At 46.8% G+C, this 15583-nt stretch carries 14 protein-coding genes; all 14 read left to right on the top strand.

All coding sequences use genetic code 11. The annotated features are described in order from the left end of the window. Positions 1–2: 2 nt before the first annotated feature. The 14 genes from IJN28_02055 (at position 3) to IJN28_01990 (ending at position 15535) form a co-directional block, all read left to right on the top strand. Positions 3–551, top strand: a complete 549-nt coding sequence (locus IJN28_02055; protein ID MBQ6712557.1) for an epoxyqueuosine reductase QueH — start codon at positions 3–5, stop codon at positions 549–551. Between the two features lie 18 nt (positions 552–569). Next, positions 570–1757 carry a SpoIID/LytB domain-containing protein gene (locus IJN28_02050; protein MBQ6712556.1) on the top strand — a complete coding sequence of 396 codons (1188 nt, stop codon included), beginning with the start codon at positions 570–572 and terminating at the stop codon, positions 1755–1757. A 12-nt stretch (positions 1758–1769) separates the two neighbouring features. Next, complete coding sequence (gene queA, locus IJN28_02045; protein MBQ6712555.1) at positions 1770–2810, top strand: tRNA preQ1(34) S-adenosylmethionine ribosyltransferase-isomerase QueA; 1041 nt, start codon at positions 1770–1772, stop codon at positions 2808–2810. Then, a complete protein-coding gene (locus tag IJN28_02040) occupies positions 2810–3028 on the top strand; it encodes a DUF1653 domain-containing protein (GenBank protein ID MBQ6712554.1) in 219 nt (72 codons plus the stop codon). Before queA ends, IJN28_02040 begins: the two co-directional genes overlap by 1 nt. After that, positions 3029–4144, top strand: coding sequence for a tRNA guanosine(34) transglycosylase Tgt (gene tgt, locus IJN28_02035; GenBank protein ID MBQ6712553.1), 1116 nt, complete (start codon positions 3029–3031; stop codon positions 4142–4144). 80 nt (positions 4145–4224) lie between these two features. Continuing rightward, positions 4225–4512, top strand: coding sequence for a preprotein translocase subunit YajC (yajC, locus tag IJN28_02030; GenBank protein MBQ6712552.1), 288 nt, complete (start codon positions 4225–4227; stop codon positions 4510–4512). A gap of 3 nt (positions 4513–4515) precedes the next feature. Continuing rightward, complete coding sequence (locus tag IJN28_02025) at positions 4516–5106, top strand: 5-formyltetrahydrofolate cyclo-ligase (protein MBQ6712551.1); 591 nt, start codon at positions 4516–4518, stop codon at positions 5104–5106. A 62-nt stretch (positions 5107–5168) separates the two neighbouring features. Beyond that, a complete protein-coding gene (secD, locus tag IJN28_02020; GenBank protein ID MBQ6712550.1) occupies positions 5169–6374 on the top strand; it encodes a protein translocase subunit SecD in 1206 nt (401 codons plus the stop codon). A 15-nt stretch (positions 6375–6389) separates the two neighbouring features. Further along, positions 6390–7391: a protein translocase subunit SecF gene (gene secF, locus IJN28_02015; protein ID MBQ6712549.1), complete on the top strand. Its 1002-nt coding sequence runs from the start codon at positions 6390–6392 to the stop codon at positions 7389–7391. A 116-nt stretch (positions 7392–7507) separates the two neighbouring features. Next, positions 7508–11062: a single-stranded-DNA-specific exonuclease RecJ gene (gene recJ / locus IJN28_02010; GenBank protein MBQ6712548.1), complete on the top strand. Its 3555-nt coding sequence runs from the start codon at positions 7508–7510 to the stop codon at positions 11060–11062. Between the two features lie 105 nt (positions 11063–11167). Next, positions 11168–13375, top strand: a complete 2208-nt coding sequence (locus tag IJN28_02005; protein MBQ6712547.1) for a bifunctional (p)ppGpp synthetase/guanosine-3',5'-bis(diphosphate) 3'-pyrophosphohydrolase — start codon at positions 11168–11170, stop codon at positions 13373–13375. A gap of 25 nt (positions 13376–13400) precedes the next feature. Further along, on the top strand, positions 13401–14024 hold the full coding sequence (locus IJN28_02000; protein ID MBQ6712546.1) for an MBL fold metallo-hydrolase: 624 nt from the start codon (positions 13401–13403) through the stop codon (positions 14022–14024). A gap of 31 nt (positions 14025–14055) precedes the next feature. Next, a complete protein-coding gene (locus IJN28_01995) occupies positions 14056–15117 on the top strand; it encodes an AI-2E family transporter (protein MBQ6712545.1) in 1062 nt (353 codons plus the stop codon). Continuing rightward, positions 15098–15535 (top strand): transcriptional repressor, encoded by a 438-nt coding sequence (locus IJN28_01990; GenBank protein ID MBQ6712544.1) that lies wholly within the window; start codon positions 15098–15100, stop codon positions 15533–15535. The genes IJN28_01995 and IJN28_01990 overlap by 20 nt, the downstream gene beginning before the upstream one ends. Positions 15536–15583 lie beyond the last annotated feature (48 nt).

The following is a 15583-nucleotide window of genomic DNA, read 5'->3' as shown; positions in this document are numbered from 1 at the left end:
TTATGAATATTTTATTGCATATGTGCTGCGGGCCGTGTGCCTGCTATCCGGTAAAGACGCTAAGGGAGCAAGGTCATACGGTAACGGGATTTTCGTATAATCACAATATCCATCCGTACCGCGAGTTCAAAAAAAGATTGGCTACGGCAAGGGAATTTGCCGAAAAGGTGAAACTGCCGCTCATTGTTGACAAGTCGTATGAATTAGAGATGTTTTTGGCGAATGCCATGGTCAATATCGAAGGTCGTTGTGTATCGTGCCATGAAGTGCGATTGCGCAAAGCGGCGCAAGTTGCCAAAGAAAACGGTTTTGATGCGTTTACGACGTCGCTTCTTGTCAGTCCATATCAGAAACATGACTTGATCCGTGCTGTGGGAGAGCGGGTGGCCGAAGAAGAAGGAATTAAATTTTTTTATCAGGATTTCCGAGAAGGTTGGCAAGAAGGCGTTGATATCAGCCTTGCACTGGAGTTATATCGTCAACCGTATTGCGGTTGTATTTTCAGCGAAAAAGAACGCTACTGGAAACCGCCCAAGAATACCAAAAAATGAGGAAAGCAGAGTTGAGCCATGAGTAAGAATCGTATTTGGCAAAAAATATGCGGAGTCGGTGCAGTCCTTCTGCTTCTTGCGGGCGGTGCAGCCGAAGCGGCGGTACAGTCGCCGACGGTACAAGTCGGCTTGGAAACGAGCAAAACAGAACATACGATCACTGCCAATGTGCCGTTTAATGTAACGGATGAGAAGGGAAAACGCACGTACCTGAAGCTGCGTGCTAACCAAAAGGCAGTTATTGCGATCGGTAAAAAAGGTATTACCATCAACGGAAAAGAAATATCGGCATCTAAGGTCATGGTCCATGTGAATTCAAAATCGAAGAAGGGTATCCTGAAGTTGGACGGTACGCCGTATCGAGGGAACCTGTGCGTCGATCATCGCAAGGGCAAAACGAAGTTGACGACGGTAAACGAAGTTATGTTGGAAGATTATCTGTACGGTGTCGTGCCGAATGAGGTATCGCATTCGTGGCCGATGGAAGCACTCAAAGCGCAGGCTGTTGCGGCAAGAACGTTCGTGTTGCATGATTTGAAAAAGCATGCATCGGAAGGCTATGATGTCTGTGCAACGACACATTGCCAAGTCTATCGCGGGAAACAGAAAGAAAACGTTCGTACGAATCAGGCGGTAGATGCAACGAAAGGCGAATACTTGGCATATAAAGGCAAAGCGATCCTCAGTTTGTTTCACGCCAGTGGCGGTGGATATACAGAAAACAGCGAAAATGTCTGGGGCAAAAGAGAACCGTATCTGCGCGGTGTCCCCGATTATAACGAATCTCCTTGGGAAGTCAATGTGACACTCGATAAGCTGTCGTCTGTGCTCAAGTCGCGTGGGAAAGCTATCGGTGAGATACGAGAGATCAAGTTGTCAAAGCTTGAAAAACAGCCTGTTAAGGTCGGTGATCGCGGTATCTCGGGTCGTGTGCGCACGATGACGATTGAAGGAGAGCGTGGGTCTGTACAAGTAAGCGGAAATGATATGAGATCAATGCTCGGCTTGAAGAGCACGCTGTTTGATATTGATAAACGTACCTTTAAAGGAAAAGAGAGTGAATCGTTTACTATCAAAGGTTACGGATTCGGTCACGGTCTTGGCATGTCCCAATGGGGTGCAAAAGCCATGGCAGAGAAAAAGAAAGACTATGAAGAGATATTAAAGCATTATTATTCCCAAGTGGATATAAAGAAAATAAAGTAGTGGAGCTAACAAATGAAATTATCGGATTTTGATTATGATTTGCCGGAAGAGCGAATTGCACAATTCCCTTGTGAGCCGCGCGATCATTCTCGCTTGTTAAAAGTAAATATCGATACGGGAGAACTAGTACACGCGCATTTTTATGACCTGCTCGATGATGTAGAAGCAGGTGATCTTCTGGTATTTAACAATACACGCGTTATTCCTGCACGTCTGATCGGTGCCAAACCGACGGGCGGTAAGGTAGAAGTATTCCTTTTGACACGTCTTGACGGCGACCGTTGGGAGGTGCTTGTCAAACCGGGCAAGAAGGCTCGCATCGGGCAAGAGATATTGTTCGGTGACGAGCTCAGCTGTGTTGTGGAAGACAATACCGATTTTGGCGGACGTATCGTGCGATTCCGTTACCAAGGCATTTTCGAAGAAGTGCTTGACAGACTTGGCGAAACACCGCTTCCGCCGTATATCAAAGAAAAATTGGCAGATAAAGAGCGTTATCAGACGGTCTATGCCAAAGAGAATGGTTCGGCGGCAGCACCGACAGCGGGTCTTCATTTTACGAAAGAGATGCTTGCGAAGCTGGAAGAAAAAGGTGTTCGACTTGCTTTCGTAACGCTTCATGTCGGACTTGGTACGTTCCGTCCTGTCAATGTGGAGAATGTTTTGGAGCATGTGATGCACAAAGAATATTATTCGGTATCGGCTGAGGCAGCAGAAGCGATCCGTCAGACGAAAGAGGCGGGCGGTCGTATTATTGCAGTCGGTACGACTGCGGTACGTACGCTCGAATCGGCGGCAGAAGAAGACGGCACGATTACGCCGAAAACGGGCTGGACAGAGATATTTATCTATCCGGGTTACCGATTTAAGATCGTTGATGCGCTTGTAACGAATTTTCACTTGCCGAAATCGACACTCTTGATGCTTGTCAGCGCGCTCGCAGACCGTGAGATGATGCTCGAAGCGTATCGCGTAGCTGTCGAAGAAAAATATCGTTTCTTCTCGTTTGGTGATGCGATGTTCCTTTCGCGTCCCAAGAAGGAGAATATATAATGGCAGAGTTGAAGGCAGGCAGATACCGCCATTTCAAAGGCAAAGAATACGAAGTGATCGCCGTTGCCAAAGACAGCGAAACACTTGAAGATATGGTCGTATATCGCGCTCTCTACGGTGAATACGGCTATTGGGTCAGGCCGCTCCGTATGTTTTGTGAAACGGTCACGGCAGATGGGCAGACGATGCCCAGATTTCAATATATTGGGGTGAAATAGATGGCAGCTGTAACATATGAATTGATAAAAGAATGTCCGACAACGGGTGCGCGTGCAGGTCGCTTACATACACCACACGGCACGTTCGATACGCCGCTCTTTATGCCGGTCGGAACACAAGCGTCGGTCAAAGCGATGTCACCGCACGAACTCAAGGAGATGGGTGCCGATATTATTTTGAGCAACACGTATCATCTCTTCTTGCGTCCGGGTGAGAACTTGGTGAAAGAAGCGGGCGGACTTCATTCGTTTATGAACTGGGATAAAGGGATCTTGACGGACAGCGGCGGATTCCAAGTATTCAGTTTGAGCGATATGCGCAAAATTACCGAAGAAGGTGTCGCGTTCCGTTCGCACTTGGACGGTTCGAAGCAGTTCTTATCGCCTGAACGTGCGACGGAAGTGCAGATGGCACTCGGCTCGGATATCATCATGGCATTTGATGAATGTGTGCCGTATCCTGCCGATTATGAATATGCAAAAGCATCGACCGAACGTACGACACGCTGGGCAAAACGATGCAAGGATACGTTGACACGTGAAGACCAAGCACTTTTTGGTATCGTGCAAGGCGGTATGTACAAAGACCTTCGTGAACAGAGTGCACGCGAGCTTATCGAGCTCGATTTCCCCGGTTATGCAGTCGGCGGTCTTTCGGTCGGTGAACCAAAATCGCTTATGTATGAAGTCCTTGAATATACGGTACCGCTCTTGCCGAAAGACAAACCGCGCTATCTGATGGGGGTCGGTACGCCCGATTGCTTGATCGAAGGCGTTATGCGCGGTATCGACATGTTCGATTGTGTATTCCCGACACGTGTTGCGCGTAACGGTACGGCAATGACACGTAACGGCAGACTTGTCGTCAAGAATGCGGAGTATGCACATGACTTCCGTCCGATCGACGAAAACTGCGGATGCTATACATGCCGTAATTTCTCGCGTGCGTATATTCGTCACTTGCTCAAAGCAGAAGAGATATTCGGACTTCGCTTGACGACGATCCATAACCTATATTTCCTGATCAACTTTATGAAGGAAATGCGTCAATCGATCATCGAAGACCGATTCCCTGTGTTCCGTGAGGAGTTTTTTAAACAATATCAGACGAAATAAAAGGAAAAATCAAACTTGTGTGGAATAAAAACAAGGTTAAATAATATTTTGGAGGGATTATTGTGGATTTATCCAACGAGATGGTTCAGACATTGGTCGCATACGGCCCGGTCGTATTTATGCTTGTAGTATTTTACTTCTTGCTCTATCGTCCGCAGAAAAAAGAACAGACGGCTAGAAAAAATATGCTTATGAACCTCAAAAAAGGCAACAAGATCGTTACGGTCGGCGGTGTATACGGTACGATCACGGAAATCAAAGATGATGTCTTAAAGATCAAGATCGCTGATAAAGTTGAAGTTGAGATCGCACGTATGTCGGTTGCAAACAATATGAACGACCCGATCAAAATGCGCGGTCAAAAATAAGTCGTGATAGATACGGACAAAGATTTCGTTCGGCGGCAATATGCTGCCGAACGAAAAGCGTATACGGAGGTTTATCGGACTGAGGAAAATGAGGCTGTTACGGCTCATTTTTTGCAGTCTGCTCTATATCATAATGCTCGTACAGTGATGTGCTATGTATCAATGCGCATGGAAGTCGATACCCATTCGCTTATCAAAATGATGCTCTGTGACGGTAAGACGGTCTGTGTTCCTAAGGTAACAGACAGAAACGGACAGATGCGCGCCGCTATCATTCATTCTTGGGACGACCTTAAGCGTGTCGGCTCGTTCGGTATATTGGAACCTTGTGAGAATGCAAGAAGCATGGAGCCGAACGAGATCGATCTGATCGTTGTTCCCGGTATAGCTTTTACGCAGAGTGGAGAGCGCCTTGGAATGGGTGGCGGATATTACGATCGCTTTTTGGCAGATATACGAGCTGTACGAATCGGATTTGCATTTTCTTGCCAGATAAAACAGTCGTTGCCGACAGACGTGTGGGATGCGAAACTGGATTATCTGGTCACACAAGATGGAATAACGGACTGTCGGACAAGCAAAGTGCAGGAGTGAACTGTATTTTGCTTGTTTGACGGTTTTGGATTGTTCGAAAGGACGAGATAGGGGGACTTATTGTGAGAAAAAATGAACTTGCAAAATTCCTTGCGGCAGTCATTGCCATTATCGTTGCGTTTGCATTTTGCATTCAGCCGTTGGCATCGTCTATCAAACAAGGTCTTGACTTGCAAGGTGGTACACATGTCGTCTTAGAGGCTGTCGATACGCCCGAAGCCAAAGTTGACGACGATTCGGTAAATCGTGTCGTGAAAATCATTGAACGACGCGTAAACGAACTCGGTTTGACAGAACCGATCATTCAGAGGGAAGGACAACGCCGTATTATCGTTGAGCTTCCGGGTATCAAAGACCCGGACAGCGCTATCAAGTTGATCGGTAAAACAGCAATGCTCGAGTTCCAAGATTCAAAAGGCAATACTGTCTTGACAGGCAGTGATCTCAAAGATGCGCGTGCTCAGATGGACCAAGCTCAGCAGAATCTTGTTGCACTTGAATTTACACCTGAAGGTGCGGATAAGTTTGCCAAAGTTACGGCAGAGAATATCGGCAGACCGATCTCTATTTTGCTTGATAAACAAGTATTGACCAGCCCTACTGTTCAGGCTATCATTCCGAATGGTAAAGCTGTTATTACGGGTAATCGTACGATAGAAGAAGCGCAAGATCTTGCGATCCTTCTGCGTTCGGGTTCTCTTCCGGTTAAAGTAGAAGTCATGGAAACGAGAACGGTCGGTCCGTCGCTCGGTCAGGACTCCAAAGATAAGAGCGTCGTGGCATTCGGTGTTGGTATCGGTGCAGTCGTTCTTTTCATGCTCGTGTTCTATCGTATGTCGGGTTTCATTGCCAATATCGCACTTCTTCTTTACACGCTGCTTATTCTTCTTACGCTCAATCTCTTGAACGCAACGCTTACGCTTCCGGGTATTGCGGGTATCATCCTCAGTATCGGTATGGCGGTCGATGCGAACGTATTGATCTTCGAGCGTTTTAAAGAAGAAATTCGTGCGGGGAAAACACTTCGTGCGGCGATGGATGCAGGTTTCCATCGTGCACTTACGACGATCATCGACTCGAACATCACGACGGCAATTGCCGGTGTCGTTCTCTTCTTCTTGGGAACGGGTTCGATCAAAGGTTTTGCTATTACGATGCTTGTCGGTATCGTTCTCAGTATGTTTACGGCGGTTACCGTCACACAATTCTTGATGAGAAGCTTGCTGAATTCGAAAGCAATTACGAACAGTAAGTTTTTCGGGGTATAAGGGGGATTGGTGCAGATGGAACGTTTTCGATTTAATATTATCAAAAGAACCAAACTCTGGTTTATTCTCTCTTTGCTCATCATTTTACCGGGTTTAGTGTCGATCGGTGTACAAGGCTTCAACCTTGGTATCGACTTCACGGGCGGTACGATCATGGATGTGTCGTTCGAAGAACCTGTATCGGTTGAACAGGTGCGTGACGTTATGGCGCGTCACGGCCTTGGTAACAGCGTTATCCAGTTGGCAACGGAAGAAGGACAGACGACATCCAAAGATGCCATGATACGAACGCCGGTCTTGTCGGAGGAAGCTCGCTCGGCAGTAGCGGCAGACCTCAAAGAGTCTATCGGTAATTTCGAGATCAAACGTGTTGAACTCGTCGGCAGTGTCGTCGGGGAAGAACTTACGATGAATGCTATCGTTGCTGTATTGATCTCGTGGGTGCTTATCGTTCTCTATATTGCATATCGCTTTGAATTTACGTTCGGTATTGCGGCGATCGGTTCGCTCCTTCACGACGTTCTAGTTGTACTCGGGGCATTCTCGCTTCTGCAATATGAGATCGACTCGGCATTCATTGCGGCGATCTTGACAGTCGTCGGTTATTCGATCAACGATACGATCGTTATCTTCGACCGTATTCGTGAAAATCTCAAGCTGCGCAGACGCGGCGGTCGCTATGAAGAACTCGTAGAAGACAGCTTGTGGCAGACGATGACACGTTCGATCTATACGAGCGTAACTGTTTTGGTCTGCGTACTCTCGCTCTATTTCTTCGGTGGCGAAACGACGAAAGGCTTCGCACTTGCGTTGACGATCGGTATGTTCATCGGTGCGTATTCTTCGATTTTCAATGCGGCGCCTGTATGGGTCATCTTGGCAAATCGTAAAGATAAACGCCGCTTGACGAATCGCGACAATGCACCGAAAAAAGAGAAAGAAAAAGTGTCTTCCAAACAGAAAGACGAGCCGAAAAAAGAATATGATGCTTCTTCTTGGTTGAAAGATGAAGTTTAAAAAATGGAAAGAGACTGCAGTTGATGTAGTCTCTTTTTTCGTATAAAAAGGAAATAGCTTTATCAAAGCGAATCATTATATATTTAGACAGAATCCAAACAAAGGAAGAATCGACTATGATGGAGAAACGATGGAATTTTTTCGAGGCAGATGAGGAAATAGTAGACAGCTTGGTGACTGCGCTTGAAGTGCCTTCTTATATAGCGAAGATATTGGTAAATCGCGGCATCACGACAGTAGACGATGCAAAGCGGTTTTTAACGCGAGATGAGGCGTACGACGTATCTCCTTTTTTGATGAAAGGGATCGATAAAGCTGTCGAACGAATTCAAACGGCAATCGAAAAAAAAGAAAAAATCGTTGTTTACGGGGACTATGATGTAGATGGTATTACGGCGACTTCTCTTATGATGAGCGTGCTTCAAGAACTCGGTGCCGATATAGCATATTTCATTCCGAATCGTCATACCGAAGGATACGGGCTCAATAGCGACTCTCTGACAGAGCTTATCGAGCTGCACGATGCGAAGGTGATCGTTACTGTTGACTGCGGTATCACGTCAGTTGCAGAGGCGGAGGCGATGCCAAAGGGTGTCGATCTTATTATTACCGACCACCATCAACCGCTCGATATATTACCGAATGCGTATGTCGTCATCAATCCGAAACAAGACGGTTGTGCATATCCTGAAAAGATGCTGGCAGGTGTTGGGGTGGCTTTTAAGTTGTGTCAAGCACTCTGGCAGATGATGCGTGGGGAAACGCTGAACCGATATTACGATCTTGTCGCACTTGGTACAGTTGCCGATATCGTTCCTTTGGTCGGAGAAAATCGTATGCTTGTACAGCGCGGATTATCAGAGATGAAGACATGTCGTAACCGAGGAATGTATGCGCTGATGAAGGTCAGTCAAGTAGACCCTGCACAGGTAACGGCAGGCAGTGTCGGTTTTCGCTTAGCACCACGGTTGAATGCGGCAGGCAGGCTCAGTCAAGCCGAGAGCGGAGTGGAGCTTCTGCTTACAGAAGATGATGACAGATGTCGCATGATCGCTGAGGAACTGAATGCGGAGAATGAAGAACGTCAGCGTATCGAAAAAGAGATACTGGAAGAAGCCATCGCTGTTATCGAAGAAAAAAATTTAGCAGATGACTATGTGATCGTTGTCAGCGGAGAGGGCTGGCATGGTGGTGTCATCGGGATCGTTGCTTCGCGCATCGTAGAACGATATTATCGTCCTGCGATCGTCATCACAACGGAAGATGGTATGGGCAAGGGGTCTTGTCGCAGTATTGCAGGATTCGACATCTTAGATGCGCTCAAAGCAGGTCAGGATATTTTGACGAAGTTCGGCGGACATAAGCAGGCGGCAGGACTTTCTTTGGAAGCCGACAGAATAGACGAATTTCGTATTCGTATGAATGAATATGCGGCAGCTTATGCCGATAATGATATTTGGCGACCGCAGGTGAAGATCGATGCTGTCGTTGCTCCGACGGAAGTGAATGAGCAGTTTGTTCATTCTCTTGATATATTGGAACCGTTCGGTATGGGGAATCCGCGTCCATTGTTTGCGTGTGAAAGTATGCCGATACAGTCGCTTACGAAAATCGGCAAAGATCAGCAGACTGTCAAGATGCGCGTGCAGTGTCTTACTAGTGCGCTTGACTGTATCGGGTGGCGTATGCCCGAGATGACAAAACAGTATCGAGTTGCCGATAAGGTGGATATTGCATTTCAGCCCGATATCAATGAGTGGAACGGACAACGTACCGTACAGCTTGTAATGTCAGATGTGCGGATGCATCCTCTCCATGATGAGATGTTTACTGCGCTGTACGCGGAAGAACATGACGGACAAGAGTCGATCGCCGATGCAGAGTCTTTTTATTCCAAGTTAGTCGGCGTGACGTTTGATAACAGACAAGATGTAATTCCGACACTTCGTGTTGGGGAAGAACTTATCTTGCATCGAGAGCCCGATAATCCGTACGATACGAATGCTATCCGTGTTTTGACGCAAGATGGACGCGATGTCGGACATATCCGAAAAGAGATCGCCGCCGATATTGCACCGATTATTGATGCGGGAACGAATTATCGTTGTATCGTTACCGCTGTTACGGGCGGTGGTGATCATTCTTACGGTGTCAATATCATCATGGTCAAGACCTCTGTGCAAGAAATGGTTGTACGAGAAACGCAATCGTATGAACAGGATACAATTCGCAGAGCAATATTGGGTAAGTACGATTATCATACGAGTCAGCAGAGAATATTGACCGAACTCGATAACGGAAAAAATATTTTGGCGATCATGGGAACGGGACGTGGAAAATCGGCGATCTTTCAGACACATGCCGCCAAGTTGGCGATGATGAAACGAGAGATGACGATCATCTTGTATCCGCTTCGTGCGCTCGTCAACGATCAATATAACAGCTTAAAACAGAAGATGGCACAACTGGGGTTGTGTGTTTATAAAGGTAACGGTACGATCAATGCACAGGAACGACACGAGCTCTATGAGGCATTGCGGGAAGGCAGTGTTGATATCTTATTGACGACGCCCGAATTCCTTGAAGTGAATAGCGAAAGTCTTGTGGGAACGAATCGTAAGATAGGGTTCCTTGTTGTCGATGAAGGGCATCATATTGCCATCAGCTCGTCACGCAGACCGATATACGGTCGGATACGCCATCTGTGCGAAGCGATAGGCGATCCTCAGGTGCTTGTTGTAACGGCGACGGCATCGGATGAGGTGGCAAGTGCAATACAAACATCGCTCCTTATCGACGAGATATTCGTTGACCGTACGGTGCGAAGCAACCTGGAACTTGTTGACTGTCGTGACAGCCAGAAAAAGCATGAACGACTGATGGAGATCGTCGGTCGCGGCGAAAAGACATTGATCTTCGTCAACAGTCGCAAGCAAGCGTTCGACATTGCTTCGGCACTGCGAAAAAAATTGCCGTGGATGGAAGATAAGATAGGCTTTTATCATGCAGGCATGAAAAACGAATGGCGCGTAACGGTAGAAAATTGGTTCAAAGAGGGCAAACTAAAAACGGTCGTTGCCACGAGTGCCTTCGGAGAAGGGGTAGACCTTCCCGACATTCGTAACGTTATCCAATATCATATGCCGTTTCACTTTACTTCGTTTAATCAACAATGCGGTCGTGGCGGTCGCGATGGAAAAAATAGTCGTATCTATCTGATGTTCGGGGCGGAAGACTCTCGGCTCAATCAGCAGATACTTAAAGACCGTGCACCCAATCGGGAAACGTTGGCTGTATTGTACAGTATCTTGAAAAAACGTGCGCTCGATGATCGCCTGTCACTCTCAAATGCGGAGCTGGCAGAAGAAATGGAAACTGCTACGGGCAGATACAGCTCCGATGCGGGCGTGCAGAATGCGCTCAAGATATTTGAAGAACTTTCTTTGATCAAACGTCATACGAGAGGGAATAAACGTGAGATAGAGATCCTTCCTACGCTGAATCGCAAGCGCGAATTGACAGAATCGGTAACGTATTCGGAAGGACTTGCCGAACAAGATGCGTTCGGTGGATTTTGCGAAACTGTTCTGACGGAAACGGGAGAAAAACTGCTTGCGCGTATCAATCAGCCTATTTATCCGCAGAATTCGATGATTCTCACTTTCATTTGATAATATTCTCATTTTTATTTGGGAAGAATACGCATTTACTAGTGATTTATTGATGACTTTTTGTTACAATAAAAGGTAAGGATTTTATTTTTAGGGGTAATCAATATGGATACTGTAAAAATACCGACAATTGATGAAGTTATCAGTGCCCTGCAAGCGTATCAGCCTGATGCGCCTGTCGATCTGGTGCGCAGAGCATATGAGTTCGCTGATGTTGCACATGGCGACCAGCTCAGACAGAGCGGGGATAAATATATTACACATCCTCTTTGTGTTGCGCAGATATTGACGACACTTCGTATTGATGCGATCACGATCAGCGCGGCTTTTTTGCACGATGTAGCAGAGGATACACGTATCACGCTCGACGATATTGCCAAAGAGTTTAGTCCCGAGATCGCCAGTCTTGTCGATGGCGTGACGAAACTCAGCCGACTTCAGTTCAAGTCGAAGGAAGAACAGCAAGTAGAGAGCTTCCGTAAGATGTTCTTGGCGATGGCGAAGGATATTCGCGTTGTCTTGATAAAATTGGCGGACAGGCTTCACAATATGCGTACGCTCAAAGATGTCGAGCCCGAAAAACAAGTGCGTGTAGCAAAAGAAACGCTCGATATTTTTGCACCGCTTGCCAATCGACTGGGGATATCCAATATCAAGTGTGAATTGGAAGACTTGTGTCTTAGATATATGGAACCCGAGAAATATTATGAGTTGGTACGCGATGTTAAGCAAAAACGAGAAGAACGCAAGGCTCTTATAGATGAGTCTATTGGGGTGCTTGGCGATAAGCTCAAAAGTGCGGGCATCAAGTGCGAGATACACGGCAGACCGAAACATTTCTTCAGCATTTATCGCAAGATGGTGAAGAAGAACAAGACGCTCAATGAGATATACGATTTGTCTGCGATTCGTGTACTCGTTGATAATATTAGCGATTGTTATGCTGTATTGGGTACGATCCATGCGATATGGAAGCCGATTCCGAAACGATTCAAGGACTATATCGCCGTACCGAAAAGTAATATGTATCAGTCGCTCCATACGACTGTAATTGATTTTCACGGGCAACCGCTTGAGATACAGATACGTACGTATGATATGCATCGCGTTTCCGAATATGGTATTGCGGCGCACTGGAAGTATAAAGAAGGCGGCAAGGGCAGCGGCAAAGGCCTTGAAGAAAAGATGTCCTGGCTTCGTCAGCTCATAGAGTGGCAGAAGGAGATACGTGACCCGAAAGAGTTCGTGGAAGCTGTCAAGCTCGATGTGTTCGCCGATGAAGTATTCGTCTTTACACCGCGCGGTGACGTTGTCGCATTGCCTGCAGGTTCGATACCTCTTGACTTTGCGTATCGTATCCATACGGATGTCGGTCATCGCTGTGCAGGTGCCAAAGTCAACGGCAAGATCGTGCCGCTTGAATATCGTTTGGTCAATGGCGATATCGTTGAGATCATTACGAATAAGCAGAGCGCAGGTCCGAGCCGTGACTGGCTCAATATCGTCGGTGCTTCGGAAACACGAAATAAGATTCGCTCGTGGTTCAAAAAAGAACGCCGCGAAGAAAATATCATCAAAGGTAAAGAACTGTTAGAAAAAGAGAGCAAAAAACTCGGTTACGAATTCAAGACGTTGACGAAAAACGATCGTCTGACGAAAGTTGCGCAAAAATTAGCGGCAGGTACGGCAGACGATGTGTTGGCAACTGTCGGATTCGGTGGGATGACGGCAAAAGGCATCATCAGTAAACTTTTGGAGATCTATAAAAAAGAGATCCGCTTGGAAACGCCGCCTGATGTGTCGCAGATGCTTGCATCTTTAAAACCGTCGAATACGAAATCAAGCAGTAAATCGAGCCATGGCGTACTTGTCGAAGGCGAAACGGGCTTTATGGTTCGTCTGGCAAAATGCTGCAACCCGATCCCCGGCGATATGATCGTCGGATATATCACGCGTGGTCGTGGGGTATCGGTACATCGGGCGGACTGTCCGAATATCAAGCTCGATACGAACGAATACGAACGTATGGTCGATGTCGGTTGGGATATCATGACCGATACGCTCTACAAGGTTACAGTCGAGATCAATTGCAGTAACCGTGCAGGCCTTATGGCAGAAGTGATGATGGTACCGTCCGAGATGAAGATCAATATTACTTCTATCAATGCACGAACGCATAAAAACAATACAGCGACGATCGTCTTGGAAATTGAGATCGCGAACAATATGCAGATCGAAACGATCATGACGAAACTGCGTCGGTTGAAAGACGTATACAGCGTCTATCGCGCGATACCGTCGCAAAAAGGATAGTATAAAAACAGAAAGGTTGGGTATGATGGAGATAAAAACGATGCAGGTCGGCGCATTGGGAACGAATTGTTATATCGTTTCTTGCAAGCGTACGAACGAAGCGATGATCATTGATCCGGGCGGAAATACTTCGGATATCGTATCATATGTTCATGCCAAAAAACTTCGCGTAAAGGCGATCGTAGATACGCATGGACACGCAGACCATATTGCTGCGAACGATGACTTACGCAACCTTGTGGATGCGAGATTATATATTCATGAAAAAGACAGCGCGATGCTTGCTTCTGCCGAAAAGAACTTATCGCTTTTCATCGGCAGGCCGATCGAGCTTCGTGCAGCTGATGGTTATCTCAAAGACGGTGACACGATCACCATCGGAGATATCGTATTTACCGTGCTTGAAACACCGGGACATACACCGGGCGGCATCTCGCTCTATACGGACAAAGGTTCTGTATTCAGCGGAGATACACTGTTTTATCTGTCTGTCGGACGCACCGATTTCCCGGGCGGTTCGATGCGACAGCTGAACGAAAGCATCAAGACAAAGCTCTTTACGCTTCCCGATAAGACGGCAGTCTATCCGGGACATGGACCTGCGACCGATATCGGTACGGAAAAAGAACAGAATCCGTTTATTTTTTAATAGGTAGCACATACGAGGAGGGCGCGGCTAAGTGCGATCTCATGTCTTGTTTCGTGTGATTGTATTATCCGTATTGCTTCTGATGATCGCTTCGGCAACACCGATCTATATACCGATCTTAATTGCGGTGGCGGGTGCTTTTTTGCTTCATCCGTTGGTAGTAAGACTGATTGCATTTTCTTGGTGGCCAAGTCCGAGTGGATACGGCAAGAGTGTGGCGATCATAACCTCGATACTTATTGCTGTTGCCGCACTAGTGCTTCTGGCGGGCTTTATTGTACGGCCGATCGTGAAAGAAATCGTCCATTTATCGGAGAATATTCCTGCTATCTTGCAGAGCTTGCAGCAAGTCTTGGTCGCATTGGCGCAGAATGTCAACGATAATCGGTTCTACGGTGAAGAACTGCAAGGCATGATAAAAGATGTGTTGCAAAACAGCATGACGATCGGACTTGATTTCGCCAAAAAGATGGCAACTTTTTCGATAGAAATATTTTCGGGAATCATTGATTTCATCGTGATTCCTGTATTGATATTTTTCCTGCTCAAAGACTACCGGCTTCTTGCCGACAACGTCTTATCGCTCGTTGATGAGCGTTATCGTGAGAAAGTGCGTACGCTTTTGACAGAGGTGGCACGCGCTATCGGCGGTTATCTGCAAGGGCAGATATTGGTGTGCTTATTGGTGGGAGCTATGGTGTTCGGAGGACTGCTTTTTTTAAAGATACCGTATCCGTTCGTGTTGGCATGTCTGGCGGGCGTTACGGAAGCGATCCCTATTATCGGGCCGATCTTGGCGGCGATCCCTGCAATAGTGCTTGGACTTACCATAACACCAATGATCGCGCTCAAGACAGCACTATTTTATTTGATCGTGCAACAAGTTGAGAATCATATTATCGTACCTAAGATCATGGGAGGGTCCATTCATTTGCATCCTGTCATCGTTATTACGGGACTTTTGCTGGCAGGAGAATTGTATGGTGTCGGTGGCATGATATTGGCACTGCCTGTGATCGCAACGGTGCGAATTTTAATAAAACACTTTTGGTGGAAAGAAGAAGGTGGCGTATATGAACATAAGCATGGATGAATTGAAACAGAAATTACAGGCTCGTCAATACAAAATGACGCCGCAAAGACAGATCGTGCTGCAAGTATTCTTGAAACAAGACGATAAACATTTCAGCGCTGAAGAAGTGCACAAGATCTTGCGCGACCAAGAATATGAGATCGGTCTGGCGACTGTATACCGCACGCTTGACTTGCTCGTTGAACTGGCGATCTTGCAGAAGATCGAATTCGGCGACGGGTGCAGTCGTTATGAACTTGCCAAAGCAACAGACGGTCATCATCACCACCATTTGATCTGTCATGGCTGCGGTGAGGTTATGGAGTTCAGTGATGACCTGCTCGAAACGCTCGAGGCAGAGATCGAAGCACGCTGCGGGTTCCAGATCGCCGATCACGAAGTAAAATTCTTCGGGTATTGCTCGAAATGTCAAAAATGAATTTCGGATATACTGTATTAGACAGCTCGGACGATTTTGTACGTGCGG

Source organism: Selenomonadales bacterium (assembly GCA_017442105.1).
In the GTDB taxonomy this organism is placed as follows: Bacteria; Bacillota; Negativicutes; order RGIG982; family RGIG982; genus RGIG982.
Note: the sequence above shows the minus strand (reverse complement) of the source record. Positions and strands in the feature narration are given on the sequence as shown.